This window comes from Leucobacter muris (assembly GCF_004028235.1).
GTDB lineage: Bacteria > Actinomycetota > Actinomycetes > Actinomycetales > Microbacteriaceae > Leucobacter > Leucobacter muris.
On the sequence record NZ_CP035037.1, the window covers coordinates 15,754 to 40,279 of the forward strand.

The 24,526-nt window shown below is 70.1% G+C and carries 24 protein-coding genes and 1 tRNA gene; 15 read left to right on the top strand and 10 right to left on the bottom strand.

The window, feature by feature from the left end; translation table 11 throughout:
• Positions 1-98: 98 nt before the first annotated feature.
• Together Leucomu_RS00080 and Leucomu_RS00085 are read left to right on the top strand one after the other, a co-directional pair.
• Positions 99-1,124: an alpha/beta hydrolase gene (locus tag Leucomu_RS00080; protein ID WP_128385943.1), complete on the top strand. Its 1,026-nt coding sequence runs from the start codon at positions 99-101 to the stop codon at positions 1,122-1,124.
• 85 nt (positions 1,125-1,209) lie between these two features.
• Positions 1,210-1,710: an NUDIX hydrolase gene (locus Leucomu_RS00085; protein WP_128385944.1), complete on the top strand. Its 501-nt coding sequence runs from the start codon at positions 1,210-1,212 to the stop codon at positions 1,708-1,710.
• A gap of 95 nt (positions 1,711-1,805) precedes the next feature.
• Here Leucomu_RS00085 and Leucomu_RS00090 read toward each other — a convergent pair whose 3' ends face one another.
• Entirely contained in the window at positions 1,806-2,297 is a 492-nt protein-coding gene (locus Leucomu_RS00090; RefSeq protein ID WP_017884116.1) for a hypothetical protein, read from the bottom strand.
• Between the two features lie 184 nt (positions 2,298-2,481).
• Between Leucomu_RS00090 and Leucomu_RS00095 the strand changes: the two genes are divergently transcribed.
• Both Leucomu_RS00095 and Leucomu_RS00100 read left to right on the top strand, forming a co-directional pair.
• The gene (locus tag Leucomu_RS00095; RefSeq protein WP_128385945.1) at positions 2,482-2,991 is read left to right on the top strand and encodes a peptidylprolyl isomerase; all 510 of its coding nucleotides are present in this window, start codon (positions 2,482-2,484) and stop codon (positions 2,989-2,991) included.
• Positions 2,992-2,996: 5 nt separating this feature from the next.
• Positions 2,997-3,938, top strand: coding sequence for a rhomboid family intramembrane serine protease (locus Leucomu_RS00100; protein ID WP_228407132.1), 942 nt, complete (start codon positions 2,997-2,999; stop codon positions 3,936-3,938).
• 158 nt (positions 3,939-4,096) lie between these two features.
• Here the strand turns inward: Leucomu_RS00100 and Leucomu_RS00105 are convergent, their stop codons facing one another.
• Positions 4,097-4,372, bottom strand: coding sequence for a cell division protein CrgA (locus Leucomu_RS00105; protein WP_017884119.1), 276 nt, complete (start codon positions 4,370-4,372; stop codon positions 4,097-4,099).
• 61 nt (positions 4,373-4,433) lie between these two features.
• Here Leucomu_RS00105 and Leucomu_RS00110 point away from each other — a divergent pair, with 61 nt between their 5' ends.
• Genes Leucomu_RS00110 through Leucomu_RS00115 form a run of 3 tightly spaced genes read left to right on the top strand, consistent with a single transcriptional unit; the run spans position 4,434 to position 6,006 of the window.
• Entirely contained in the window at positions 4,434-5,213 is a 780-nt protein-coding gene (locus Leucomu_RS00110) for a class E sortase (RefSeq protein WP_128387720.1), read from the top strand.
• The gene (locus Leucomu_RS15045; RefSeq protein ID WP_164884474.1) at positions 5,213-5,374 is read left to right on the top strand and encodes a hypothetical protein; all 162 of its coding nucleotides are present in this window, start codon (positions 5,213-5,215) and stop codon (positions 5,372-5,374) included. The genes Leucomu_RS00110 and Leucomu_RS15045 overlap by 1 nt, the downstream gene beginning before the upstream one ends.
• Entirely contained in the window at positions 5,371-6,006 is a 636-nt protein-coding gene (locus Leucomu_RS00115; protein WP_128385946.1) for an anthranilate synthase component II, read from the top strand. The genes Leucomu_RS15045 and Leucomu_RS00115 overlap by 4 nt, the downstream gene beginning before the upstream one ends.
• A gap of 104 nt (positions 6,007-6,110) precedes the next feature.
• On the opposite strand, the gene pknB is transcribed toward Leucomu_RS00115, so the two are convergent.
• The 7 genes from pknB to Leucomu_RS00150 all read right to left on the bottom strand — a co-directional run bounded on the left by pknB (position 6,111) and on the right by Leucomu_RS00150 (position 15,260).
• The gene (pknB, locus tag Leucomu_RS00120; RefSeq protein WP_128385947.1) at positions 6,111-7,823 is read right to left on the bottom strand and encodes a Stk1 family PASTA domain-containing Ser/Thr kinase; all 1,713 of its coding nucleotides are present in this window, start codon (positions 7,821-7,823) and stop codon (positions 6,111-6,113) included.
• A 66-nt stretch (positions 7,824-7,889) separates the two neighbouring features.
• Positions 7,890-9,662 carry a protein kinase domain-containing protein gene (locus Leucomu_RS00125; protein ID WP_128385948.1) on the bottom strand — a complete coding sequence of 591 codons (1,773 nt, stop codon included), beginning with the start codon at positions 9,660-9,662 and terminating at the stop codon, positions 7,890-7,892.
• Positions 9,659-11,146, bottom strand: coding sequence for a penicillin-binding transpeptidase domain-containing protein (locus Leucomu_RS00130; RefSeq protein WP_017884125.1), 1,488 nt, complete (start codon positions 11,144-11,146; stop codon positions 9,659-9,661). The genes Leucomu_RS00125 and Leucomu_RS00130 overlap by 4 nt, the downstream gene beginning before the upstream one ends.
• The gene (locus tag Leucomu_RS00135; RefSeq protein WP_017884126.1) at positions 11,143-12,552 is read right to left on the bottom strand and encodes an FtsW/RodA/SpoVE family cell cycle protein; all 1,410 of its coding nucleotides are present in this window, start codon (positions 12,550-12,552) and stop codon (positions 11,143-11,145) included. The genes Leucomu_RS00130 and Leucomu_RS00135 overlap by 4 nt, the downstream gene beginning before the upstream one ends.
• Positions 12,545-13,915 carry a Stp1/IreP family PP2C-type Ser/Thr phosphatase gene (locus Leucomu_RS00140; RefSeq protein ID WP_128385949.1) on the bottom strand — a complete coding sequence of 457 codons (1,371 nt, stop codon included), beginning with the start codon at positions 13,913-13,915 and terminating at the stop codon, positions 12,545-12,547. The genes Leucomu_RS00135 and Leucomu_RS00140 overlap by 8 nt, the downstream gene beginning before the upstream one ends.
• Before the next feature lie 2 nt (positions 13,916-13,917).
• Positions 13,918-14,457, bottom strand: coding sequence for an FHA domain-containing protein FhaB/FipA (locus Leucomu_RS00145; protein ID WP_128385950.1), 540 nt, complete (start codon positions 14,455-14,457; stop codon positions 13,918-13,920).
• Positions 14,454-15,260 carry an FhaA domain-containing protein gene (locus Leucomu_RS00150; RefSeq protein WP_128385951.1) on the bottom strand — a complete coding sequence of 269 codons (807 nt, stop codon included), beginning with the start codon at positions 15,258-15,260 and terminating at the stop codon, positions 14,454-14,456. Before Leucomu_RS00150 ends, Leucomu_RS00145 begins: the two co-directional genes overlap by 4 nt.
• 216 nt (positions 15,261-15,476) lie before the next feature.
• On the opposite strand from Leucomu_RS00150, the gene Leucomu_RS00155 reads away from it, so the two are divergent.
• A tRNA-Leu gene (locus Leucomu_RS00155) sits at positions 15,477-15,560 on the top strand.
• Between the two features lie 141 nt (positions 15,561-15,701).
• Here the strand turns inward: Leucomu_RS00155 and Leucomu_RS00160 are convergent.
• On the bottom strand, positions 15,702-16,292 hold the full coding sequence (locus tag Leucomu_RS00160; protein WP_128385952.1) for a MarR family winged helix-turn-helix transcriptional regulator: 591 nt from the start codon (positions 16,290-16,292) through the stop codon (positions 15,702-15,704).
• A 114-nt stretch (positions 16,293-16,406) separates the two neighbouring features.
• Between Leucomu_RS00160 and idi the strand changes: the two genes are divergently transcribed.
• From idi to Leucomu_RS00195, 7 genes are read left to right on the top strand one after another with little or no spacing between them, the layout of a single operon-like run.
• Positions 16,407-16,958: an isopentenyl-diphosphate Delta-isomerase gene (gene idi / locus Leucomu_RS00165; protein WP_128385953.1), complete on the top strand. Its 552-nt coding sequence runs from the start codon at positions 16,407-16,409 to the stop codon at positions 16,956-16,958.
• A 1-nt stretch (position 16,959) separates the two neighbouring features.
• A complete protein-coding gene (locus tag Leucomu_RS00170) occupies positions 16,960-18,063 on the top strand; it encodes a polyprenyl synthetase family protein (protein ID WP_128385954.1) in 1,104 nt (367 codons plus the stop codon).
• A complete protein-coding gene (locus Leucomu_RS00175) occupies positions 18,060-19,019 on the top strand; it encodes a phytoene/squalene synthase family protein (protein WP_128385955.1) in 960 nt (319 codons plus the stop codon). The genes Leucomu_RS00170 and Leucomu_RS00175 overlap by 4 nt, the downstream gene beginning before the upstream one ends.
• Positions 19,016-20,632, top strand: a complete 1,617-nt coding sequence (crtI, locus tag Leucomu_RS00180) for a phytoene desaturase family protein (RefSeq protein ID WP_128385956.1) — start codon at positions 19,016-19,018, stop codon at positions 20,630-20,632. The genes Leucomu_RS00175 and crtI overlap by 4 nt, the downstream gene beginning before the upstream one ends.
• Positions 20,629-20,964, top strand: coding sequence for a lycopene cyclase domain-containing protein (locus Leucomu_RS00185; protein ID WP_017884135.1), 336 nt, complete (start codon positions 20,629-20,631; stop codon positions 20,962-20,964). Before crtI ends, Leucomu_RS00185 begins: the two co-directional genes overlap by 4 nt.
• On the top strand, positions 20,961-22,139 hold the full coding sequence (locus tag Leucomu_RS00190) for a prenyltransferase (RefSeq protein WP_128385957.1): 1,179 nt from the start codon (positions 20,961-20,963) through the stop codon (positions 22,137-22,139). The genes Leucomu_RS00185 and Leucomu_RS00190 overlap by 4 nt, the downstream gene beginning before the upstream one ends.
• A complete protein-coding gene (locus tag Leucomu_RS00195; RefSeq protein WP_128385958.1) occupies positions 22,136-24,364 on the top strand; it encodes an MMPL family transporter in 2,229 nt (742 codons plus the stop codon). Before Leucomu_RS00190 ends, Leucomu_RS00195 begins: the two co-directional genes overlap by 4 nt.
• Positions 24,365-24,526 lie beyond the last annotated feature (162 nt).

The following is a 24,526-nucleotide window of genomic DNA, read 5'->3' on the forward strand; positions in this document are numbered from 1 at the left end:
CCCCGCAGCCTCCGGCCGCGCGCGCCTGATCGCCGGCGGGCGACGCGCGGGGCGAGAGGGTCGGCGTGCCGCGCTCGGACCACTCGTAGAATGACGGCATGGCGCAGTGGCGGGAGGACGTGCTCGGTGCCGGATTCGAGTGCACCGATCTCGAGCTCGGCACCGATGACGAGGGGCCGATCGTCGCGACGCTCGTGAGGTCGGCACCGGCTCACCGGCCGTGGTTCGAGCGGATGTTTCACGGGAAACGTCTGCTCGACGGGGTGGACGTGCTCTACGTGCACGGCTGGTCGGACTACTTCTTCCAGCGGGATCTCGCGGCCTTCTGGACGACCCGCGGCGCTCGCTTCTTCGCGCTGGATCTGCGCAAGTACGGCCGCAGCCTCCGCGAGGGGCAGACGCCCGGTTACATCGAGAACCTCGACGACTACCACCTGGAGGTCGACGCCGCCCTCGAAGTGATGGGGGAGGGCGAACCCGAGACGAGGCCCCTGATACTGTTCGGGCACTCGACCGGCGGCCTCGTGCTCAGCCTCTGGGCGGCTGAGCATCCGGGCAGGGCGCACGCGCTCGTGCTGAACAGCCCGTGGCTGGAGTTCCAGCTCGCGAGTGCCGGCCGGCAGGTGCTCATGCCGCTGCTCAACCTGGGGGCGCGCACCAATCCGCGCGAGGTCGCCCCGCAACTCGACTACGGCTTCTACACGCGCGCCCAGCGCGAGGTCGGGCCGCTGGACGAGCTGGAGCTCGTCAACGCGGCCTGGCGCCCCGAGCGCACCCACGCCGTGCGGGGCGGCTGGCTGCGGGCGATCCTCGAGGGGCACGCCCGGGTGAGTCGCGGTCTCGACATCGCGGAGCCGGTGGAGGTGCTGCTCTCGGCGCGCACCGCAATGCCGCTCAAGTGGACCGAGGAGCTCACGCGAGCCGACTCGGTGCTCGACGTCGACGAGGTCGCGAAGGCCGCGCTGAAACTCGGGTCGACGGTGACCGTGGATCGTATCGACGGCGCCCTGCACGACGTCTTCCTGTCGAGCGGACCGGTGCGGGCCGTGGCCTACGAGCGCTTGGAGCGCTGGCTGCGGGGGTGGAGCGCCTCCCGCCCCTCTGCACCCGTGCAGGCGCCGTAGCATTCCGGCCTTCCGCGCGCGCCGCCCCTCCGGCCCCTGAGCCTGTCGCGGGGGAGCTCGCAGCGCGACAGGCTAGGCTCGGAGCATGGATCTTCGAGTGGCCGCCTACGCGGTGGTGGAACGCCGCGGCAAGATCCTGCTGACGCACTGGCGACGCGGTCACCTGCACGGCTGGACCCTGCCAGGGGGCGGGCTCGAGAGCGGCGAGGATCCCCGCGACGCGGTGGTGCGCGAGGTGCTCGAGGAGACCGGGCTCGAGGCCCGCGTCGGCAAGCTGCTCGGCGTCGACTCCCGGGTGATGGTGCGCGAGGAGGTGCCCGAGGGCTCCGACCCCGAACTCCACACAATCCGCATCGTCTACCGCGCCTCCGTGAAGGACGGCCCGCTGCAGCACGAGGTCGACGGCTCCTCCGACGAGGCGCGCTGGGTGGCGATCCGCGAGATCCGGTCGTTGCGCACGCTGTCGCTCGTGCAGACGGGCATGCGCATGGCCGGTATCACCGCGCGCCGCACCCCCGCGAAGTCGGGCGGCAAGCAGGCCGGCCGGCAGGCGGGCAAGCCCCGCAAGCAGCAGCCGCGCGGCTGAGGGGCGACTCCGTGCTGCCGGCACCGCTGAAGAAATGAAAAAGCGGTGCCGGATCACGTGGATCCAGCACCGCCCCTGCGGTTCGGCGCGGCCGATCAGTTCTCGGGTGCGACCCAGAGATCCTCGTCGGTGCGGAACGCCTGCCACAGCGCATAGCCGACACCCGCGGCCGCCGCGAGCCCGAGGCCCAGGGCGATGACGCCGCCGACGCGGCGCTTGGGCTTGAGGTAGCCGGTGCGTTCGCCGAAGCCGCGCACCTGCTTCGCGGCGTCGTGGTTCTCGATCTCGTCGAGGGTGTTGATCGTGCGCGTGAGGGCCGCCGCGACGAACGGGGCGGTGAAGCGTCGTACGTTGTCGGCCGAGCGGCGGGCACGGGTGACGCCGCGCTCGATGGCCGGGCGCGCAGTGTCGACGGCGCGGTCGATGCGGGGCTGCAGGTGTTCGTCGCTCAGACGGCGGGCCTGATGGCCGGCCGAGTGCAGCACCTCACCGGCGTGCCCCAGTACGACGCGCTGCTGGTCGAGCAGCTGCTGGGCGTCCTTGCGCAGACGGCGGAGTTCGCGGCGGCGCTTGCGTGAGAGTTTCATACCTGTCCTCCTAGCTCGGCGAGGCAATGCTCAGAGCGACATCGCTCGTACCTCAACGCTACACCGAACGACGACCGTCGCGCGGCCCCGGGCGGCACGGTTGCAAGGGATTCCCAGTTGACGGTAGGCTGTGCCGCCCGTGCCGCCGCTCCGCTTGTCAGCGGCCGCGCCTAGACTGGTCTGCATGAGCATTCACACCTCCGTAGCCACCATTCACACCAACCACGGCGACATCGTCATCAACCTCTTCGGCGACCACGCTCCGAAGACGGTGAAGAACTTCGTCGACCTCGCGAACAAGGGCTTCTACGACGGCGTCATCTTCCACCGCATCATCAAGGACTTCATGATCCAGGGCGGCGACCCCACCGGCACCGGCACCGGCGGCCCGGGCTACGCCTTCGACGACGAGATCCACCCCGAGCTCGTCTTCGACAAGAAGTACCAGCTCGCCATGGCGAACGCGGGCAAGCGCCCCGACATGACCGGCCGTCTTGCGGGCACCAACGGCTCGCAGTTCTTCATCACCACCACGGCCCCCAGCTGGCTGAACGGCAACCACACCATCTTCGGCGAGGTCGCCGACGACGCCTCGAAGGCCGTCGTCGACGCCATCGAGGCGGTGCCGACCGGCGGGATGGACCGCCCGGTCGACGACGTCGTGATCACCGGCGTCGACATCGCCGAGGCCTGAGCTCCGTGGTGGCGAACGGATCGGGGCCGGCGTTCGGCGAACGCGTCGAGTACGGCCCCGACGACGTCTGCTACCGCCACCCGAGCACGCACAGCTTCACGCTGTGCCAGCGCTGCGGCCGCACGATCTGCTCCGAATGCCAGGTCGTGTCGGCCGTCGGGGTGCTGTGCCCCGAGTGCGTGAAGCAGACTCAGCCGGGGGCGGCGAAGCGGGCGGCGCGATCCGCCCGGGTCACCGGCCGCCGGGTCGCAGCGCTCGACACCCCCGTCACCTACGCCATCGTGGCGGTCAACCTGGTGGTGTTCGTGCTGCAGCTGCTGGGACGCTACTTCTTCTCGGACGAGGTGACGCGCGCGCTCTGGTACATGCCGATCTACTCGGTGCCCGAGTCGGTGTCGAGCCAGCTGTTCAGCGACGTCGGTTTCGAGCCGTGGCGCATGCTCACGGCGACGTTCACGCACTCGACGGGGTTCCTGCTGCACATCCTCTTCAACATGTACGCGCTGTGGCTCTTCGGCCGCAACCTCGAGCAGTTGATGGGGCGGGTGCAGTTCCTCGTGCTCTATCTCTTCGCGGGGCTGGGCGGCTCGCTGGCCGTGATGCTGTGGGTGTACGCGGATCCGAGCACGCTGATCGTGCCCACAGTGGGGGCGTCGGGGGCGATCTTCGGGGTGCTGGGTGCGACGGTGGTCGCATTCAGATCGGCCGGCGCGAACGTCGCATCGCTGATCGCGCTGATCGCCATCAACTTCGGCATCGGCCTGCTGCCCGGGGCGAACATCTCGTGGCAGGCGCACCTCGGCGGCATGATCGTGGGAGCGCTCACCATGTGGCTGCTCGTCTCGAATCGGGGGCCGCGCAAGCGCACGCAGCGCATCGTCTCCCTGGTGGTGCTCGGTGCGGTGCTGGTCGCGATGTGCTTCGCCTACTTCGCGGTACTGCCCTGAGCCGGCACCCGCGACTCGCGCGAAACAACTGAGGCCCCGGCGATCCGCCGGGGCCTCAGTGAGTTATCCACAGGTATATCCCCAGTTGGGGAGGAATTACACCGGTGTCATTGATGACAACCTCGCGCCCATGTCGGCGCGAGCGAGCAGCTGGAGCGCTACTTCCACCACGGGGTCATGAGGAAGCCCACGAGCACGAGGCCGAAGCCCACGAAGATGTTGGCCTGGCCGAGAGCCGGCACGGGCAGCTGCAGCGTGGTGCTCGTGATGTAGTAGAGCACGATCCAGATCAGTCCCAGCAGCATGAAGCCGAACATGACCGGCTTGAACCACACCGGGTTCGGCGCGTCCTTGCGAGACGGAGCCGTCTCCGCCCGATCCTGGGCGAGCTCCGCCGACTTGCGCTTGCTTACGTTCTTCCCAGCTGCTGCCATGCTCTCGATTCTACCGGGATTCCGGCCGGGCACAGGCAATCGCCGTAGAATGAGGGGCGTGATGGAGACCCGCGACAGGCGCGGCCGACGCCGACAGGCCAGACTGAGCCCGCTGACCGTGATCGGCGAACTGCTGCTGCTCGGCGGCCTCGGCGTGCTGGGCTACATCATCTGGCAGCCCTGGCACACCGGGGTGGGCGTCACCGCGAAGCAGGCGGAGCTCTCCGAGAGCGACTCCGCCCGATGGGACGCCGAGCACACGGCGCAGCCCTACGACGGCGTCGTGCCCGTCACCGCGCGGCCGGCGTCCGCAGAGGTGTTCGGCGTGCTGCGCGTGCCGGCCTTCGGCACCGCCTACGCGAACCGGGTGGCCGAGACGACCGACTGGTGGACCGTGCTCAACCTCGACGACAAGGGCATCGGCCACTACGAAGACACGCAGATGCCGGGCGAGCCCGGCAACGTCGCTCTGGCCGGGCATCGATCCGGCCCCCTCATCAACTCGTTCCGCGAGGTCATGAACCTGCGCGTGGGCGATCCCCTCTTCCTCGAGACCGCCGACGGCTGGTACACCTACCGCTTCCGAAACATCGAGTACGTGCTGCCCGACGCGGGCGACGTGCTCAACCCCTTCCCGCGGCTCGAGGGAGAGCCGGGCACCGACCAGATCCTCACGCTCACCACCTGCCACCCCAAGTGGGCGGGCAGCGACGAGCGCGCCATCGCCTACTCGGTGTTCGAGTCGTTCCAGCCGCGCGCCGACGGGCCGCCCGCCGAACTGCTCGAGCTGAACCCCACCATGGAGGGCCACCAGGCCCTGAGAGGAGATCAGGAAAGCTGATGTTCTCCCTGCTCTGGCGTTTCTTCCCGGGCCCCGCCTGGCTGCGGGTGATCGTGCTGCTGCTCGCGGCCGCCGCGCTCGTCTACGCGCTCATCGCCTACGTCTACCCGTGGGTGGCAATCGAATTCCTCGAACCGGAAGAGGTGACGGTCGGAACATGACGAACATCCTGATCATCGACAACTACGACAGCTTCGTCTACACGCTCAACGGGTACCTGCAGCAGTTGGGCGCCACGACGCGGGTGATCCGCAACGACGAGGTGAGCACGGGCGAACTCGAGCAGCTCGCCGCGCAGTACGACGGGGTGCTCATCTCTCCGGGCCCCGGCATGCCGACCGACGCCGGCGTCTCGATCCCGATGGTGAGCATCGCACTGCGCGCCGGCGTTCCCGTGCTGGGCGTCTGCCTGGGCCACCAGGCCATCGCCGAGGCGCTCGGAGCGACCGTCACCCACGCCGACGAGCTGATGCACGGCAAGATCTCGCGCGTGCGCCACTCGGGCGACTCGTTCTTCGAGGGCGTCGCCCCCGAGTTCAACGCCACCCGCTACCACTCGCTCGCCGTGGTGCGCGCCACCGTGCCCGACAGCCTCGTGGTCACCGCCGAGACCGCCAGTGGCATCGTGATGGCGCTGCGCCACCGCGAGCTGCCGATCTACGGCGTGCAGTACCACCCCGAGTCGGTGCTCACCGAGGGCGGCTACCAGCAGCTCGGCAACTGGCTGGCCGTCGTCGGCCTGCCGAACGCCGCCGTCATCGCTCAGAGCCTCTCTCCGCTGCTCAAGGCCTGAGCCCGGCGGCCGCCCCGAACCCCTCGCGGGCGCGCCGCGCGAACGAGTCGAGGCCCGGATCCCAAGGGATCCGGGCCTCGACCGTGTGCGGCGCAGGGCGCGGGCTACGCCGCGCAGTACTTGATCTCGACCGAGGAGCCCTGCTGCTGCTCGCCCATGAGCGTCTGCCCGTTCACCGGGTAGTTGCCCTGGGACGGGCAGGTGTCGGGCGTGTAGGTGACATCGAGGCCGAGGCCGTCGATCATCGACCGCGCGATGTCGAGCGGCTGACCGATCACCTCGGGGATCTGCACCTTGCCGCTCGAGATCCTGAGCTCGACGCTCGAACCCGACTGCAGCTCGGTGCCGGGAGCCGGGATGACCTCGAGCACGCGGTTGGCCGGTGAGAGCGGATCGTCGACGCTCGTGACGAGGCCGACGGTGAGGCCCAGGTCGGCCAGCGTCTGCTTGTAGTCCTCGGCGTTCATGCGATCGATGTCGGGCACCTCGGCCGTCACGGGCCCGGTGGAGACGTAGAGGGTGACCTTGTCGCCGCGGCTGAGCATGGTGCCCGCCTCGGGGTCGGTCGAGATGATGTGCCCGGCGGCGATGTCGTCGCTCGTCTGCTCGATCGGGATCGCCGTGAGGTCGTGCTCGCTCAGCAGTGTGATGGCCGCCTCGCGCTCGAGATCGACGAGCTGCGGCACCTCGCGGGAGGTGTCGGGCAGGAATGTCTGCGGGGCGAGCGTCACCAGCCAGAAGACGACCGCGATGATGATGGCGCCGATGGTGAGGATCGCCGCCCAGGTCCACATGACCGGGGGCCGGCTCTGGGTGCGCGCGCCGCCGCCGCCCTCGGCGAGCTGCCGAAGCGCGAGATCCGACTCCGTCACCTCGTTGCCGCCGGTGAACAGCACCGTCTCGGGCTGCTGCAGCACGAGCTTCGGCATCTGGCCGTTCGCGGCGAGTCGCAGCGCGTCGCGGAACTCGGACGCCGACTGGAATCGCTTGGCGCGATCCTTCGCGAGGCCGTAGAGCACCACCCGGTCGAGCTCGGGCGTGACCTCGGGCTTGCGATCGCTGGGCGCCTGCGGGCGCTCGCTCACGTGCTGGTAGGCCACGGCCACCGCGGTGTCGCCGCGGAAGGGGACGTCGCCCGTCAGCAGCTCGTAGAGCAGCACCGCCGTCGAGTAGAGGTCGGTGCGCGCGTCGATCGACTCGCCCTTGGCCTGCTCGGGCGAGAAGTACGCCGCGGTTCCGAGGATGGCGGTGGTCTGCTGCAGCGTCGACGAGGTCTCGGAGACCGCGCGCGCGATGCCGAAGTCCATCACCTTGACCTGACCGGTCTTGGTGATCATGATGTTCGCCGGTTTGATGTCGCGGTGCACGATGCCGGCCCGGTGCGAGTACTCGAGGGCGGTCAGCACCGAGTCGACGACGCGGCACGCTTCCGTCTGCGAGAGCGCGCCCTCGGAGACCAGCTGGCGCAGGTTTCTGCCCACGACGTACTCCATGACGATGAAGGGCAGGCGCTTCGGCCCGTCGGCGGTCTGAATCAGATCGTCGCCGGCGTCGAAGACGCGCACCACGGTGGGGTGCGCCATGCGGGACGCCGACTGTGCCTCCTGGCGGAAGCGGGAGCGGAACTCCTCATCGCCGGCCAGATCCGCCTTCATCACCTTGATGGCGACCTGCCGCCCGAGCTTCGTGTCCGTGCCGCGGTAGACCGTGGCCATGCCACCCTGGCCGACGAACTCCCCGATGGCGTAGCGCCCGGCGAGGATGCGCTGTTCGCCGCCACTTGGCGTCTCCGGCATGTCCACCTCTTCCGTGCTCATAGATGTTCCAAGTGTATAGGGACACGTGCTGAGTAAGACCTCGCAGCGCGGGTCGTCTCAGCGGTTCTACTGCCCGTCGGACCCGCCGGATCCGCCGGATCCGCCGCCGCCCTCGGCGGGCGGCGCCTTGACGGTCACGACGAGCGGCGGCGATGCGGGGGCCTCGCGCACGACGCCCACGCTGTTCTGGCAGGTCGCCGAGTAGGTGATGCTGATCGAGCCGTTCTCGGCGCCCGGGCTCAGCGTCTCGGCCTGCAGGTTCGCGACGGCGCCGGACACGCCCGCGAGCGATCCCGACCCGGTGACGCTCACCGAGTAGTTCTGCACCGTGAAGTTGGTGGGGCAGAAGCTCTGCGCGGTCGCGAGCTGCACCGTGAAGGCCTGTCCCGAGTTGACCTCGCTGCGATCGCTGGTCGGCGCCGCCGGCTGCCCGGCCTGACCGAACGCCACGTTGTAGGTGAGGGTGATCGGCTGGTCGAAGGGCACCTTGGGGCCCGTCGGGTTGACCGCGGTGACGAGGCCGACCTGATCGTCGGGAGCTGCGTTGCCCTCCTGCGGGCTGACGTTCGAGAAGCCGAGGCCGTTGAGGTACCCCACGGCCTCCTCGATGTTCATGCCGATGAGCTCTCTGTCGTCGACGACGCCTGTGGTGGGCGCCTTCGTGGTGGTCGGCTTCTTCGTGGTGGTCTTCGGGGTGCTCGTGGTGGTGGCCGGCTTCTCCCCGCTGTTCTGGTTCATCAGCGCGACGGCGGTGCCGACGCCGATGATGAGCAGCAGCGCGAGCAGCGTGATGAGCGGCCACGTCCACGGGCTGCGCTTCTTCTTGCGAGGCTGCTCGTCGGCGCCCTCCTCGACGGGGTCGGCCGTGAGGTCGGCGGCGGCGCCCGGGCCGGCGAGCGCGGTCGTCTGCGGCAGCGCGGTCGTCGCGGCGTCCATCGTCTGCGTCTGCTGCGGCAGCGCCGTGGTGGCGGGCTCGGCCTCGCCCAGCACCTGCGGCACGTAGCTCGCGGCGAGGCGCACGTCGCCGCGGTGCAGGGCCGTCGCGGCCTGCGCGAGCTTCGCCGCGGTCTGCGGCCGGCCGGCCGCGTCCTTCGCGAGGCACGCCATCACGAGGTTGCGCACGGGCTCCGGCACGTCGGCCGGCAGATCCGGCGGGGTGTCGTTGATCTGCGCCATCGCGATCGCGACCTGCGACTCGCCCGTGAAGGGGCGCTTGCCTGCGAGGCACTCGTAGGCCACGACGCCCAGCGAGTAGATGTCGGTCGCCGGGGTGGCGGTGTGACCGCTCGCCTGCTCGGGCGCGAGGTACTGCACCGTGCCCATCACCTGACCGGTCGCGGTGAGCGGCACCTGATCGGCGATCCGCGCGATGCCGAAGTCGGTGATCTTCACGCGGCCCTCGGGCGTGATCAGCAGGTTGCCGGGCTTGATGTCGCGGTGCACGAGGCCGGCGTCGTGGGCGGCCTGCAGCGAGGTGGCGGTCTGCGCCACGATCCCGAGCACGCGGTTGGCGGGCAGCCGGCCCTCGCGCTCGATGATCGCCGAGAGCGGCTCACCCGGCACGAGCTCCATCACGATGTAGGCGGAGCCCTGCTCCTCGCCGTAATCGAAGACGTTGGCGATGCCCTCGTGGTTCACGAGCGCGGCGTGGCGGGCCTCGGCGCGGAAGCGCTCGAGGAACCCGGGGTCGCCCATGTACTCGTCCTTGAGGATCTTGATGGCGACGGTGCGACCGATGATGCTGTCCGTCGCCTTCCACACCTCGCCCATACCACCGACGGCGATCCTCGAGCTCAGCTCGTAGCGTCCGCCGAATGTGATACCTGCCGCTGGTCTCATTCGCTCAACACCGCTTCCATTACTCGTTTTCCGACTGCCGTGGGCAGATCGTACGATCCACCCGCAAAACCATACGCCTCGCCGCCGCCGTCGGCGACGACCACCGCCACCGCCACCTGCGGGTCGTCGACCGGCGCGAAGCCCGTGAACCACAGGGTGAAGGGCAGGTCGTTGCCCGCCTCATCCTGCCCGTTCTCGGCCGTACCGGTCTTGCCCGCGACCCGCACGCCCTCGATGCCCGCGTTCTTCGCGAGGCCCTCGGGGTTCGAGACGCCGTGCTCCATCATCTCAGCAACCGCATGCGCCGTATCGCTCGAGACGGGCTTCGAGAACTCGGTCGGCGTGAACTCCTTCTCGACGCGCAGATCCGGGGTGATGATCTCGTCGACGAGGTAGGGGGTCATGACGGTGCCGTCGTTCGCGATACCGGCCGAGACCATCGCGATCTGCAGCGGCGTGGCGCGCACGTCGAGCTGACCGATCGACGAGAGCGCCGTGCCGGCCTGGTCGGCGGGGATCGGCGCCTGGCTGGGGGTGACCGAGAGCGGGATCGAGACGTCCTGTCCGAAGCCGAAGGCGTTGGCCATGTTCGGCACCTCGTCGCGGTCCATGCTCATCGCGAGCTCGGCGATCGGGATGTTGCAGGAGAGCACGATCGCCTGCTCGAGCGTGGCCTTCGCGCCCGAGCCGCAGGTGGTGCGGGAGGCGTTCTGCATCACCGCGGTCGACTGCGGCAGCGTGAGCTGCGCCGGGTTGTCGAACTCCGTGGCTGGGGTCGCGGCGCCGGCCTCGATGGCGGCCGCGGCGACGAGCAGCTTGTAGACGGAGCCCGGGTGGTAGAGGTCGCCCGCGATCGCGCGGTTCTGCAGCGGCTGGGACGGCTCGTCCTCGAGCTGCCGGTAGTTCGCGATGATCTCGGCGTCGTTGTTCGTCGAGAGCAGGTTCGGATCGTAGCCGGGCGTCGAGACGAGCGCGAGGATGCGGCCCGTCTTCGGCTCGATCGCCACGACCGCGCCCTCGAAGCCGCTCTCGTTCATCGCGGCGGCGGCGGCCTCCTGCACCGCCGGGTCGATCGTGGTCTCGACCGAGCTGCCCTGCGGCTCCACGCCGTTGAGGGTGTTCATGATGCGGGTGAAGAACTGCGCGTTGCCGATGCCCGACAGATCCTGGTTCATCGCGGCCTCGAGGCCGGAGGCGCCCTGCAGATGCGAGAAGTAGCCCGTGATGGGGGCGTAGAGGGGGCCGTTCGAGTACTGGCGCACGAACCGGTACGAGTCGCCCGTGGGCGTCGAGTACGCGACGGGCTCGCCGCCGACCAGGATCGAGCCGCGCTCGACCTTGTAGCCGTTCTTGATGGTGCGCCCGTTGAGCTCGTTCGCGCGCAGCTCGTCGGCCTGCACGAACTGGATCATCGTGACGGCGAAGAACAGCACTAGGAACATGGCGAACACGGTGCGGGTGATGAACTTGAGCTGCTTGTTCACGAGCGGATCACCAGCTTCGGTCGGTTGCGCACGGAGTTCGAGAGCAGGATCAGCAGTGCGATGATGATCCAGTTCGACACGAGGGAGGAGCCGCCGGCCGCGAGGAACGGTGCCGTCAGGCCGGTCAGCGGGATCACGCGGGTCACGCCGCCGACCACGATGAACACCTGCAGGGCGATCGTGAAGGCGAGGCCTGACGCGAGCAGCTTGCCGAAGTCGTCCTGGCCGGCGAAGCCGATCCGAAGCCCGCGTCCCACGAGCAGCAGGTAGGCGGCGAGGATGACGAACAGGCCGATGAGGCCGAGCTCTTCGCCCAGGCTCGGGATGATGTAGTCGCTCTGCGCGAGGGGGGTGTCGTTCGGGTAGCCCTGCCCGAGGCCCGTGCCGGTCATGCCGCCGTTCGCCATGCCGAACAGGCCCTGCACCATCTGGTGGCTCGCCCCGTAGGGGTCGGCGAACGGGTCGAGCCAGTTCGCGAATCGGCGGTTCACGTACTCGAGGGCCTGGCTGGCGACGAGGCCGCCAACGAGGAACAGGCCGACGCCCAGGATGATCCAGCCGACGCGGCCCGTCGCGAGGTACAGCATCGACAGGAACAGGCCGAAGTAGAGCAGCGAGGTGCCGAGGTCGCGCTGGAACACGAGCACGGACATCGCGGCGAGCCAGAACACGAGCAGCGGGCCGAGATCCCGGCCCCGCGGGAAGCGGATGCCGAGGAACTTCTTGCCCACCATCGCGAGCGAGTCGCGGTTGCGCACCAGGTAGCCCGCGAAGAAGACCGCGAGCAGGATCTTCGCGATCTCGCCCGGCTGGAACGAGAACGAGCCGATGTGGATCCACACCCGAGCGCCGTTGATCTCCTGGCCGATGCCCGGCAGCATGGGCAGCAGCAGCAGGATCACCGCGCCGAGCCCGGTGAGGTAGGTGTAGCGGAAGAGCACCAGGTGGTTGCGGATCACGGCGAGCACCGCGATCGCGGCGACCACGGCCACGGTCGACCAGACGAGCTGGCGCACCGACGTCGACTCCCAGCCCGAGACGGAGCGAGCCAGGTCGATGCGATAGATCATCGCGACGCCGACGAGGTTGAGGAGCGTCGCGATCGGCATGATGAGCGGATCGGCGTCGGGGGCGATGCGGCGGATCGTGATGTGCAGCGCGAACAGCGCGATGAGGAAGAGCGCCCCGGTGGGCAGCAGGGTCGTGGTGACCCGCCCGAGCACGGTGAGGTCGACGATCACGATCGCGGCGATCCCGACCGCCATCGCGAACAGCACCAGCGAGAGCTCGAGGCCGAGCAGCTTGCGAGGGGCGCGCAGCGCGGTGATGCGCTGCAGCACCGTCTCGCTGGTGCGGGTCTTCTCGAAGGTGCGCGGTTCCTTGGCCGCGCCGCGGGCGTCACTCATCGTGCACCCCCAGCCTCAGCACGATGTCGCGCGCCTCCTCGAGCGAGCCGGCGCCGAGGGTGCGCTTGACCTGGCGCTGCTCGAGGCCGTCGAGATCGGCGAGGGGGATCTCGGTGTCCTCGGCCGTCGAGTAGAGCGAGAACGAGCCGATCTCCTGTTGCACGCCCCGGTAGATGATGACGGTCTCGCCGTCGGTGCCGACGAAGTAGCGGCTCTGCGTCCACTGGTAGCCGAACAGCAGCGCGCCGCCGATCGCGACCAGCACCGCCACCGCGCCGAGCGCCCACAGCAGGCGGCGGCGCTTGTTGCGACGCTTCGTCTCTGCCATGAGCTCGGCGAGGTACTCGTCGACGCGGGGCTCGAAGTGGCTCTCCTCGATCTGCGGGGGGCGGCGCACGGGACGGCGGCGCCCCATGAGCCGGGTGCGGGCGGTCGTGACGGAGCCGTCGCGGGAGCCGGCCGAGGTCGCCGCGGATCCCGCGAAGCGCCGGTTCGAGGGGGCCGGCAGGGGCTGCCCGCCCGTGGTGACCTGCCCGACCACGTCGGTGAGCTCGACCGTGTCGGTGGAGGACGCCGAAGAGGGCTCGGCGCTCGGCGCGCCCTCCTCGGCCCCGTGCGTCTCGGGAGCCGCGGCCTCGGGCACGGTCTCGACGAGCACGACCGTCACGTTGTCGGGTGCGCCGTGCGCGAGACTCTTGTCGATGAGCGAGTCGACGGCGCCCTGCAGCGAGGTGCGGCGGCGCAGGATCTTCTCGATGTCGGAATCCTCGACGTAGCCGCAGAGGCCGTCGGAGCAGAGCAGCCAGACGTCGCCGGGGCGGGTGTCGAGCACCTCGGTGTCGACCTGGGGCGAGGCCTCGACGTCGCCGAGCACGCGCATCAGCACCGAGCGGCGGGGGTGGATCTTCGCCTCGTCCTCGGTGATCTTGCCGCTGTCGACGAGGCGCTGCACGAAGGTGTGATCCTTCGTGATCTGCCGCAGCTCGTTGTCTCGCAGCAGGTAGAGGCGCGAGTCGCCGATGTGGGCGAGTGCGAGCCGGTCGCCCACGGTGATGAAGCCGGTGAAGGTGGTGCCCATGCCCGCCAGCTCGGGGCGATCCTTGACGGTGCTGCGCAGTTTGGCGTTGGTGTCGAGGATCGCCGAGCGCAGCGTGTTGGTCGTGGCCTCGGGGCTGCCGGTCGGCGCGACGTCGAAGTCGGCCATGGTCTTGGCGGCGATGGCCGAGGCGACGTCGCCTCCCGCGTGGCCGCCCATGCCGTCGGCGACGAGGAAGAGGTAGTCGCCCGCGAACCCGGAATCCTGGTTGTTGGACCGCACCATGCCGACATGCGAGCCGATGGCGCTTTCGTAGCCGACCGTCACGCTCAGGGCCTCAGCTCGAAGGTGGTGGTGCCGATGGTGACCGGCGTGAACAGGGGCACGGGGACGGGCTTCGTGACGCGGGTGCCGTCGAGACGGGTGCCGTTCGTGGAGTCGAGATCGGTGAGGATCCACTCCTCGCCGTTGCGGGCGAGACGGGCGTGGTAGGTGGAGGTGTACTCGTCGACGATGACGAGGGTGGAGTCGCCGCTGCGGCCGATCGTGAGGATGTCGTCGTCGAGGGGGATGGAGGTGCCGCTCGCGACGCCGGAGGTGATGACGAGGTGGCGGGCCGGGCCGGAGCCTCCGGCCGAGGGGAGGGGGTTGGCGGGCGAGGCGGGCGCTGCCGCCACGGGCGAGGCGGCGGCCGGGGCCGTGACCTGCAGCGAGGGCTGGGGCACCGGGTTGCCGTTGCCGTCGGTGCGGAGGCGCCGCACGGGGGCGCCGAAGAGGTCGCTGCGCAGCGCGTAGACGATGGCGAAGATGAAGAACCACAGCAGCAGCAGGAAGCCGATGCGCAGGATGAGCAGGGTGAGTTCGCTCATAGACCCCTCCAGAAATCTTCGTCGATGCCGGGGGTGCCGCCCGCTGAGGGTGGCGGCGCCGCGGCGCTCGGGGGCGTCGCCGTGGGCTTCGCGCTCGCCGAGGGGGGTGTTGCGGGGGCCGGCCGCGCGGGCCGGCTCGCGCGGCCGGGTACGAGCTGGAATCGCAGCGCCGTCTGGCCGATCGTGATCACGATGCCGGGGGAGAGCGCCGCCTCGCGGAAGCGCTGACCGTTGATCTTGGAGCCGTTGGTCGAGCCGAGGTCTCGCGCGAGGCCGGCGGCGCCGTCCCAGATGATCTCGAGGTGCTTGCGCGAGGCCGCGGTGTCGCCGATGCGGATGCCGCAGTCGCTGCCGCGGCCGACGGTCGTGGTGCCGCGCGGCAGTTCGTGGCGGGCGCCGTCGACGTCGACGACGGCGACCCAGTCGACCGAGCCCTCGACCCGGGAGGCGTCGATCTCGAGCACCCCCGTGGTGAGCGAGCCGTCGGAGCGGATCTCGACGTCGGGATCGCCGAGCAGCTGGTAGCTCTGCTGCTTCGCGTGCTTCACGACGACGCCGCGCAGCTCCTGCTCGAGGGTGTCGCCGAGGCCGCGCAGGCGATCCGCGTCCTTCTGCGAGACGCGCACCACGAAGCGGTTGGGGGCGAGCACGCGGTCGCGGTCGACGATCACGGCGCCGATGTCGAGCTCGCGCTTCAGGGCCGCCGCGATCTCGACGGGCTGCACGCCCGAGCGGAACGTGCGTGCGAACGCGCCGTTGACGGCGCGCTCGAGCCCGCGCTCGACGCTGTCCAGAATGCCCACGTGCTGCGCTCACCCTTTCCGCTCGGTCGGATCGCACGCCGATCGGCTGCGACTTCCGCATTAGTGTATCCCGCAGCCATGGGGCCGTGCCGAGAAGCGCCGCTGCCGCGGAGCGCGCGGGAGGCGGCTGCGGCCGCTCGCGCCCGCTTTGGTGCGAGGCTCGTGGTGCTGCTAAGCTTGCAGAGTTGTCCGAGCCGAAAGGCCCGGAGACGTCTCGCGCGAGTGGCGGAATTGGCAGACGCGCTGGCTTCAGGTGCCAGTGCCCGCAAGGGCGTGGGGGTTCAAGTCCCCCCTCGCGCACGAGAAACACCCGGCAGCGGGGTCCTTTCGGGGCTCCGGTCGCCGGGTGTTCGTCGTTGCAGTGCGACCGCGTCCACAGTGCTGGTAGGCGTCCTCGGTGAGGAGGACGTCCACGCCGCCGGCTACAGCGCGCCTCCCGCTTCACCCCTCCGAGACCGTGGTGCCCGCCCAGTCGGCGCGTGTGAGTGAGATCTCTTCGGCCATGTCGGTGAGGAAGCGCGTCACGGCAGCCCGCTCCTCGCTCGTCAGCCGTGCGGCGGCATAGAAGCGTCGAGCCTGCTGCCGCCCCACCGTCTGCTTCGCAGAGGCCTCGGTCTCCGGTGTGACTTCGATCACGAACGCGCGCCGATCGCGCGGGTGGAGGCGGCGGGTGATGTGGTTGTCGCGTTCGAGCCGGTTCAGCAGCTTGGTCGTGGACGCCGCCGAGATGCGCAGGTGCGCGGCGATCATTCCGGGGGTGACGATCTCGCCCTGGCGTTTCGCGACGATCAGATAGTGCAGGGCGCGCATGTCCTGCTCGCTCAGCTTCATGTATTTGCGGGAGGCCTCCGAGAGCAAAGTCTCGGCCTCGCGCAGCCGGGCGAGGGCGTTCATGAGTTGCGCGATCTCCTCCATCGCCGCCTCGGGCACGTCGGAGACGTCGACGAGGTCGCTGCTGCCGGCCTTCATGCCGACGCGATACAGGTTCTCCGAGATGCGGTCTGCCGTCTCGGCGGAGTCACGATTCTCCATGGGGCAATCCTACGATTCTTTCGCGCTTCGACGAATAAATTATCCTAGCGTTTAATATCCCTAGTTAGCAATAATATGGTTTGAGATAGTTTAGGTGCTCGATTGGGGGATTGCATGGATCAGACCGAACTCGTCGTGCTGCTGGACGACGTCGGTGCGCCCGTGGGCACCGCTCCCAAGTGCGACGTGCACACCGCGAACACCCCGCTGCACCTCGCGTTCTCTTGCTATCTGCTGGATCGTGAGGGACGCATCCTCGTGACGCGTCGCGCGCTCGCGAAGCGCACCTGGCCCGGGGTGTGGACCAACAGCTTCTGCGGCCATCCCGGCCCGGAGGAGGCGCTGGGTTCGGCGGTGCGGCGCCGAGGCCGCCAGGAGCTCGACGTCGGCATCGAGTCGGTGCAGGAGCGGCTGCCCGACTTCTCCTATCGAGCCGTCGACGCCGGAGGCACCGTCGAGAACGAGTTCTGCCCGGTCTTCACCGCTGTCGCGAGGGGCCCGGTCGCGCCCCGGGCCGAAGAGGTCATGGAGTGGGAGTGGGTCGAACCAGAGGCCCTGCTCGTCGCCGTCTCGAACACCCCCTTCGTCTTCAGCCCCTGGCTCAGGGAGCAGCTGCCGCGCCTCTTCGCGATCGGGGCGTTCCCGGGAGGGCCGAACGGTGCTTGAGATGCTGGAGAGACGCAGCGAGACCGACGGCGTCGTGCGGGAGATCGAGCTGCACCTGCGAGACCTCCTCGACGCGCGGAGCGCGAGCGGAGCCGCGTACGGACCGCACTTCGACCGGCTCTGGCGGCTCGGATCCGAGTGCCTGCTCGGCGGCAAGCTGCTGAGGCCGCGGCTGCTCATGGGGGCGTTCGACGCCCTCGCGCGCGAGCCCGGCGGCGATGCGGCCCGTCGGCCCGCGGCGCTCCGCATCGCGGCCGCCGTCGAGCTGCTGCACTTCTCCTTCCTGCTGCACGACGACGTGATCGACGAGGATCTGCTGCGCCGCGGCGCCCCCAACGTGATCGGGCGCGTGATCGATGCGTCGCGAGCCGCGTCGGGCGTCGAAGCGGACGATGCGTCGGATCGAGCGCTCCACTGGGCGCGCAGCAGTGGGATCCTGCTGGGAGACCTGATGCTCTCGGCGGCGCACCAGGTCTTCGCGAGGGAGGCCCTGTCGGAGGCCGTGCGCGTGCGGCTGCTGGATCTGCTCGACCGCACCATCACCGAGTCGGTCGCAGGGGAGCAGTACGACGTGGGATTGAGCGACGGCGTCATCCCGGCCGACCTCGACACGGTGCTCGACATGAGCCGGTTGAAGACGGCCACCTACACCTTCGAGTTGCCGCTGCGCGCCTCTGCGGTCCTCGCCGGATCGGGATCCCGGGTGGAGCAGGCCCTCGGAGAGGTGGCGCGGCACCTGGGCGTCGCGTTCCAGCTGCAGGACGATCTGCTGTGCGCTTTCGGCGACAGCCGGGAGCACGGCAAGGATGCGTTCTCCGATTTCCGCGAGGGCAAGGAGACGGCGATCATCGCCTACGCCCGCATGACGGACGCCTGGCCGACCCTCGAACCGCTGCTCGGGGCGCCCGACTTCACCGAGGAGCACGGCCGCGCCATTCGCGCGGCGCTCGTGCAGTGCGGCGCGGAGGGTTTCATCGGCTCCATGGTCGACGATCGTATCCGAGCTGCGGTCGAGATCGCCTCTCGGGAAGCGACGGTCATTCCCGGGGGGCTCTCGAGGTTTCTCCTGAGGGTCGTCGACAGCCTCGAGGGGCGGCGGGCATGATGCGACGCGCCGACGATCTCGGCCCGCTCGAGCGGTACACCGCAGCCTCGGAAGCGGCGGCCCAGCGCGTCATCGCCGCATACTCGACCTCCTTCGGACTCGCGACCCGTCTGCTCGGATCGCGCCACCGCACGCACATCCGCAACATCTACGCGCTGGTCAGGATCGCCGATGAACTCGTGGACGGCGTCGCCGAGCACGCAGGAGTGGCCCCCGTGGAGCAGCGCCGCAGACTGGCCGCCCTCGAGGATGAGACGGAACAGGCCATGCGGAGCGGCTACAGCAGCAACCCCATCGCGCACGCCTTCGCCGTCACCGCGCGCGATGCCGGCATCGACGTCGGTCTCACGCGCCCGTTCTTCGCCTCGATGCGCATGGACCTCCCCGAGGCCCCGCCGGTCGGAACGGTGGAAGCCGCCCGGGTCGGAACGGCGGAAGCCCCTCCGCGCGCGGCCGCCGTGCGCGCGTTCGACGTCTCCGACCACGCCGCCTACGTGTACGGCTCCGCCGAGGTCGTCGGCCTCATGTGCCTGCGGGTCTTCATGCGCGATGAGGCGTGCAGCGCCGAGACGGCGCAGCTGCTCGAGCACGGGGCGAGGCAGCTCGGAGCCGCTTTCCAGAACGTCAACTTCCTGCGTGATCTCGGCGACGACGCCGACCGTCTGAAGCGCGACTATCTGGGCGGGGAGGCCGAGATGACCCCTGAGCTGCAGCGGCGCTGGGTCGAGACGATCCGTGCGCAGCTGGCCGACGCCGAGCAGACCCTGCCGCTGCTGCCCTCCGACGCGCGCGGTGCGGTGGGCTGCGCGCTCCGGCTGTTCAGGAGGCTCACCGAGCGGATCGCGCGCACACCGGCGGCGAGCCTGCGCAGCCGCCGTGTGCGGGTCTCGAACCCGGTGAAGGCGTGGCTCGCGCTGCAGTCGATCGTCTCGGCGCGGAAGGAGGGTCTCGCATGACGCGCACCATCGTCATCGGAGGCGGGATCGCCGGGCTGGCGACCGCGGCACTGCTGGCCCGCGAGGGCCACCGGGTGCGCCTGCTCGAGCAGAACGAGCAACTCGGCGGGCGCGCCGGCAGCGTGGAGGTCGAGGGGTTCCGGTTCGATACCGGCCCGTCCTGGTATCTCATGCCCCGGGTCTTCGAGCACTTCTTCGAACTCCTCGGCACCAGCGCCGACGAGCAGCTGGATCTGCGCACGCTCGACCCGGGCTACCGGGTCTTCGGCGAACCCGCGTCGGAGGGCCGCGCGCCCGAGATGACCGTGCCCCACGGGCGCGAGCGCGTGGAGGCGGCGTTCGAACGGCGGGAGCCGGGGAGCGGCCGGCGCCTGCGCCGGTACCTCGGCTCCGCACGTCGCGCCTCGGAGATGGCCGAGCGCTACTTCCTCTACAACCCGTTCACCCGGTGGCGATCGCTCGCCGCGCCGGAGGTGCTGCGAGCGGCGCCGCGGCTGCTCGGGCTGCTCGGCACCTCGCTCGCGCGCTTCGCCGGGCGACGATTCTCGGATCCGCTGCTGCGTCAGGTGCTCGGCTATCCGGCGGTGTTCCTCGGCACCGATCCGGACCGCGCACCGGCGATGTACCACCTGATGAGCGCGCTCGATCTCGACGAGGGGGTGCAGTACCCCATGGGCGGATTCTGGGGTCTCATCGAGCGGTTGGAGGCGCTGGCGCGTGACGCGGGTGTCGAGATCGTGACCGGCGCGCGCGTCACCGGCATCCTGACGCGCCGGGAGCGCGAGGGTGCCACGGTGAGCGGGGTGCGGTGGAGCGACGCGCGCGGGGAGCAGCACGTCGAGCACGCCAATCTCGTCGTCTCGGGCGCCGACCTGCACCACACCGAGACGGCACTGCTGCCGCCCGAGCTGCGCAGTTACCCGGAGGCCTGGTGGGAGCGGCTCGAGAGCGGCCCGGGCGCCGTCATCGTGCTGCTCGGCGTCGAGGGGGCGCTGCCGCAGCTCGAGCACCACTCGCTCTTCTTCACGCGCGACTGGGGGGCGAACTTCCGGGCGATCTTCGGCGACCGGCCGAGCGTGCCCGATCCCGCGTCCATCTACGTCTGCCGCCCGAGCGCGACCGATGGCGGCGTGGCGCCCGAGGGGCACGAGAACCTGTTCGTGCTGATCCCGGTGCCCGCCGACGAGGGGATCGGCGCCGGGGGAGCCGACGGCGGCGGCGACCCGCGGGTGGAGCGGGCTGCCGATGCCGCGATCCGGCAGATCGAGGAGTGGGCCGGGATCCCCGACCTTCGGGAGCGGATCGTCGTGCGGCGCACGATCGGGCCGGCCGACTTCGCCGAGCAGTACCAGTCGTGGCGGGGCGGCATGCTCGGCCCGGCGCACGTGCTGCGTCAGAGCGCGATGTGGCGGGCCCAGAACGCGTCGAAGCGGGTGAGCGGCCTGTTCTACGCGGGCGCGACCACCGCTCCGGGCGTGGGCGTGCCGATGTGCCTCATCAGCGCCGAGCTGGTGCTCAAGAGGATCCGGGGCGATCACTCCGCCGGCCCGACCGCGCCGCGGCCGTCGACTGCTCCGGTGACTGCTCCGGCGCGGCCCGGGGCGGTTCGATGATCTCGTTCGCCTATCTCGCCTGCCTGCTGGCCGGAATCGCCTGCATGCTGCTCATCGACCGTCGGTTCCGTCTGTTCTTCTGGAGGGACGCCGCAGCGGCGGCGATGGTGACGGCCGCGGGCACGGTCTTCCTGCTGCTCTGGGACGCCGCCGGCATTGCGGCCGGGATCTTCCTCAGAGGCGGGGCGGAGATCGCCTCGGGCATCGTGCTCGCTCCCGAGCTGCCGCTCGAGGAGCCGGTCTTCCTCGTCTTCCTCGTGCTCTGCACCATGGTGCTGTACACGGGGAGTGCCCGGCTCATCGAGCGTCGCGCCGAGAGGCGGGCGTCATGAGCTATGCCCTGCTCTCGGCCGGTTTCCTCGTGGTGGCGGTGCTCGGCGGTGTGCTCCTCGCGCGCGCCGCCGGGGCGTCCCGGCCGGTGCTGCCCGCCGTGGCGGTGGCGGGCGCTGCGCTGCTCGTGCTCACCGCGGTCTTCGACACGCTCATGATCGCCTCGGGGCTCTTCACCTACGAGGAGAGCCTCGTGTCGGGGGTGCGCGTGGGGCTCGCGCCCGTCGAGGATTTCGCCTACCCGCTCGCCGCGGTCGTCGCGCTGCCCGCGCTCTGGGCGTTGCTGACGCGGAAGCGGTCGGTGCCGGCGGGGGCGCTCCTGCGGCACGCGTGGGTGGCTTCGCGGCCGGTGAGCTGGGTGAACACCGCGTTCCCGTTCGCAGCGGCCATGCTGCTGACGACGCGCGAGATCGACTGGCTGCTCATCGTGGGAACGCTCTACTACCTGGTGCCCTACAACCTCGCGATGTACGGCATCAACGACGTCTTCGACTACGCCTCCGACATCCAGAACCCCCGCAAGGGCGGCATCGAGGGCGCCCTGCTGCCACCAGCGTTCCACCGCCCCATGCTCTGGCTCGCGCTGGCGACCAATCTGCCGTTCCTGATCGTGCTGCTGGCGGCCGGCACCCCGCTCTCGGCGCTCGCGATCGCGGTGAGCACCTTCGCCCTCGTCGCCTACTCCGCTCCCGGTCTGCGCTTCAAAGAGCGCCCGGGGCTCGATTCCCTCACGTCGAGCGCCCACTTCGTGACGCCGGCGATCGTCGCGCTCGCGCTCGCGGGCGCACGCGTCGACGCCGGTCTGCTGATCACCCTCGCCGCGTTCTTCATCTGGGGGATCGCGGCGCACGCGTTCGGCGCGGTGCAGGACATCGTGCCGGATCGCGAGGCGGGGATCGGTTCGATCGCGACGGCCTTCGGTGCGGGGCGCACGGTGCGGCTCGCGCTCGCCCTCTGGCTCCTCGCCGGCGTGCTGATGCTCTTCGCACCGTGGCCCGGCCCGTTGGCCGCCGTCGTGGCGGTCCCGTATCTCGTCAACTGCGCACCATACGTGCGCGTCTCGGATGCCGGATCCGCCCGCACGAACCGGGCGTGGCGCCGGTTCATCTGGCTCAACTACTTCTCCGGCTTCCTCGTTACCCTGATCCTCATCCTCTTCTGGAGCATTTCATCATGACCGAGATCCACCCCCGCCACGGCGCGTCCCCCGCAGCGGAGACGCCTCCGCGTCGCCGCGTGCCGCGCTGGCTGCGGGTGCTGCTGCCCGCGCTGCTCATCCTCGTGTGGTTCGCCGGCGCCGGCGTGGGAGGTCCATACTTCGGCAAGGTGAGCGAGGTCTCCTCGAACGACCAGACCTCGTACCTGCCCGAATCGGCCGACGCCACTCGCGTGCAGGAGCGGCTGGGCGACTTCAGCGAGCAGAACGCCATCCCGGCGGTCGTGGTCTTCGCGGGCTCCGAACCTCTCACCGACGCGCAGGTCGAGCGGTTGCAGACGGCGGTCGACGATCTGACGAGCATCGACGGTGTGCTGCCTGACGCTTCGCCGATGATCCCGTCCGACGACGGCCTCGCGCTCGAGGTTTTCGTGCCCGTCGACGGCTCGTCCGAGGTGGGCGATGTCGTCTCGGAGATGTCGGATCGGCTGCGGGCGGCGGCCCCCGCAGGCGTCGAGTCGTTCGTGACGGGCCCGGCGGGCTTCACCGCCGATCTCGTCGAGGCCTTCTCCGGCATCGACGGCATCCTGCTGCTGGTGGCGCTCATCGCGGTGTTCATCATCCTCATCGTCGTGTACCGCTCGTTCCTGCTGCCCATCGCGGTGCTCGCGACGAGCCTGTTCGCGCTGACCGTCGCGCTGCTCGTCGTGTGGTGGCTCGCGAAGGCCGGGGTGCTGCTGCTCAGCGGCCAGACGCAGGGCATCCTCTTCATCCTCGTGATCGGCGCGGCCACCGACTACTCGCTGCTCTACGTCTCGCGCTATCGCGAGGAGCTGCGCGTGCAGCAGGACAAGTGGACGGCGACGATGCGAGCGATCCGCGGCTCGTTCGAGCCGATCCTCGCGTCGGGCGGCACCGTGATCGCCGGCCTGCTCTGCCTGCTCTTCAGCGACCTGAAGTCGAACAGCTCGCTCGGGCCGGTGGCGTCGATCGGCATCGTCTTCGCGATGCTCTCGGCGCTGACGCTGCTGCCGTCGATCCTCTTCGCCTTCGGCCGCGCGGGGTTCTGGCCGAGGCGGCCGAAGTACGAGCCCGAGGTGGTGGCGGCCGAGGGCGGCGTGCCGTCGAAGGGCCTGTGGCCGCGCGCGGGGCGCCGCATCCGCAGGAGCCCGCGCGCGATCTGGATCGTCACGGCGGTGGTGCTGCTGATCGGCGCGGCGGGTGTGACGCAGCTGCAGGCGCAGGGGGTGCCGCAGTCGGATCTCGTGCTCGGAGCGTCGGAGGCGCGCGATGGGCAGGCGGCGCTGGGCGAGCACTTCCCGGGGGGATCGGGGAGCCCGGTGTCGGTGCTGGTGGCCGAGGACCAGCTGCAGGCGGCGGCCGATGTGCTGCTCGACAGCGCGGGCGTCGACGGCGTGGCGGTGCTCAGCGCCGACTCGCCCTCGGGCACGGCTCCCGTCACGGCCGAGGGGATCACCGCCTTCGGCCCGCCGGGTACGCCTGCGCCCGAGCCGACCGTGGCGAGCGGCGAGGTGCTGCTGCAGGGCACCCTCTCCGACGCGGCCGATTCGGCGGCCGCGGAGCAGACGGTGCGAGATCTGCGGGCGGCGTTCGCGGCCGACGGGCCGGAGGCGCTCGTAGGCGGGGTGACGGCGACGGCGATCGACACGAACGACGCCTCGATCCACGATCGCGCCCTCATCATCCCGATCGTGCTCGCGGTGATCCTCGTCATCCTCATGCTGCTGCTCCGGTCGATCGTGGCCCCGGTGCTGCTGGTGCTCACCACGGTGGTGTCGTTCGGCACGGCGCTCGGGGTGTCTGCGCTCGTGTTCGACGGGATCTTCGAGTTCCCCGGAGCGGATCCCGCGGTGCCGCTCTACGGCTTCGTGTTCCTCGTGGCGCTCGGGATCGACTACAACATCTTCCTCGCGACGAGGATCCGAGAGGAGTCGCTGCGGCACGGCACGAGGGAGGGGATCATCCGCGGCCTCTCGGTCACCGGAGGGGTCATCACGTCGGCCGGCCTGGTGCTCGCGGCGACGTTCGCCGCTCTGGCGGTGATCCCGATCCTCTTCCTCGCGCAGATCTCGTTCATCGTCGCCTTCGGCGTGTTGCTCGACACCTTCGTCGTGCGGGCGCTGCTCGTGCCGGCTCTCATGTACGACATCGGCCCGGCGGTCTGGTGGCCGTCGAAGCTGAGCCGGTCGAGCGGGGGTGCTGCGCCCGTGAGGGCGCGCGGCTGAGCTCGCCTCGGGGAGTGCCGGCGGCTCGGGCGGTCGCACAGCCGGGTTCCCGGCCTCCCCTTGTGGGCGCCAGGAAGCGGTGCCGCCGGGCGGGCACGATGAACCGAACGTCACAAAATTGTAAACCTTTACATTTGAGGCCGGACGAGCCTTGACTCCTGC

What these genes read in the sequence shown, in the direction of transcription:
- crtI (WP_128385956.1), top strand. Translation starts at nt 19,016, where the DNA reads ATGACGCGCACCATCGTCATCGGAGGCGGGATCGCCGGGCTGGCGACC.
- Leucomu_RS00195 (WP_128385958.1), top strand. Translation starts at nt 22,136, where the DNA reads ATGACCGAGATCCACCCCCGCCACGGCGCGTCCCCCGCAGCGGAGACG.
- Leucomu_RS00090 (WP_017884116.1), bottom strand. Translation starts at nt 2,297, where the DNA reads ATGAAACTCTCACGCAAGCGCCGCCGCGAACTCCGCCGTCTGCGCAAG.
- Leucomu_RS00110 (WP_128387720.1), top strand. Translation starts at nt 4,434, where the DNA reads ATGGAGACCCGCGACAGGCGCGGCCGACGCCGACAGGCCAGACTGAGC.
- Leucomu_RS00115 (WP_128385946.1), top strand. Translation starts at nt 5,371, where the DNA reads ATGACGAACATCCTGATCATCGACAACTACGACAGCTTCGTCTACACG.
- Leucomu_RS00105 (WP_017884119.1), bottom strand. Translation starts at nt 4,372, where the DNA reads ATGGCAGCAGCTGGGAAGAACGTAAGCAAGCGCAAGTCGGCGGAGCTC.
- Leucomu_RS15045 (WP_164884474.1), top strand. Translation starts at nt 5,213, where the DNA reads ATGTTCTCCCTGCTCTGGCGTTTCTTCCCGGGCCCCGCCTGGCTGCGG.
- Leucomu_RS00095 (WP_128385945.1), top strand. Translation starts at nt 2,482, where the DNA reads ATGAGCATTCACACCTCCGTAGCCACCATTCACACCAACCACGGCGAC.
- Leucomu_RS00160 (WP_128385952.1), bottom strand. Translation starts at nt 16,292, where the DNA reads ATGGAGAATCGTGACTCCGCCGAGACGGCAGACCGCATCTCGGAGAAC.
- Leucomu_RS00135 (WP_017884126.1), bottom strand. Translation starts at nt 12,552, where the DNA reads ATGAGTGACGCCCGCGGCGCGGCCAAGGAACCGCGCACCTTCGAGAAG.
- Leucomu_RS00175 (WP_128385955.1), top strand. Translation starts at nt 18,060, where the DNA reads ATGATGCGACGCGCCGACGATCTCGGCCCGCTCGAGCGGTACACCGCA.
- Leucomu_RS00145 (WP_128385950.1), bottom strand. Translation starts at nt 14,457, where the DNA reads ATGAGCGAACTCACCCTGCTCATCCTGCGCATCGGCTTCCTGCTGCTG.
- Leucomu_RS00170 (WP_128385954.1), top strand. Translation starts at nt 16,960, where the DNA reads ATGCTGGAGAGACGCAGCGAGACCGACGGCGTCGTGCGGGAGATCGAG.
- Leucomu_RS00190 (WP_128385957.1), top strand. Translation starts at nt 20,961, where the DNA reads ATGAGCTATGCCCTGCTCTCGGCCGGTTTCCTCGTGGTGGCGGTGCTC.
- Leucomu_RS00185 (WP_017884135.1), top strand. Translation starts at nt 20,629, where the DNA reads ATGATCTCGTTCGCCTATCTCGCCTGCCTGCTGGCCGGAATCGCCTGC.
- Leucomu_RS00125 (WP_128385948.1), bottom strand. Translation starts at nt 9,662, where the DNA reads ATGAGACCAGCGGCAGGTATCACATTCGGCGGACGCTACGAGCTGAGC.
- pknB (WP_128385947.1), bottom strand. Translation starts at nt 7,823, where the DNA reads ATGAGCACGGAAGAGGTGGACATGCCGGAGACGCCAAGTGGCGGCGAA.
- idi (WP_128385953.1), top strand. Translation starts at nt 16,407, where the DNA reads ATGGATCAGACCGAACTCGTCGTGCTGCTGGACGACGTCGGTGCGCCC.
- Leucomu_RS00085 (WP_128385944.1), top strand. Translation starts at nt 1,210, where the DNA reads ATGGATCTTCGAGTGGCCGCCTACGCGGTGGTGGAACGCCGCGGCAAG.
- Leucomu_RS00080 (WP_128385943.1), top strand. Translation starts at nt 99, where the DNA reads ATGGCGCAGTGGCGGGAGGACGTGCTCGGTGCCGGATTCGAGTGCACC.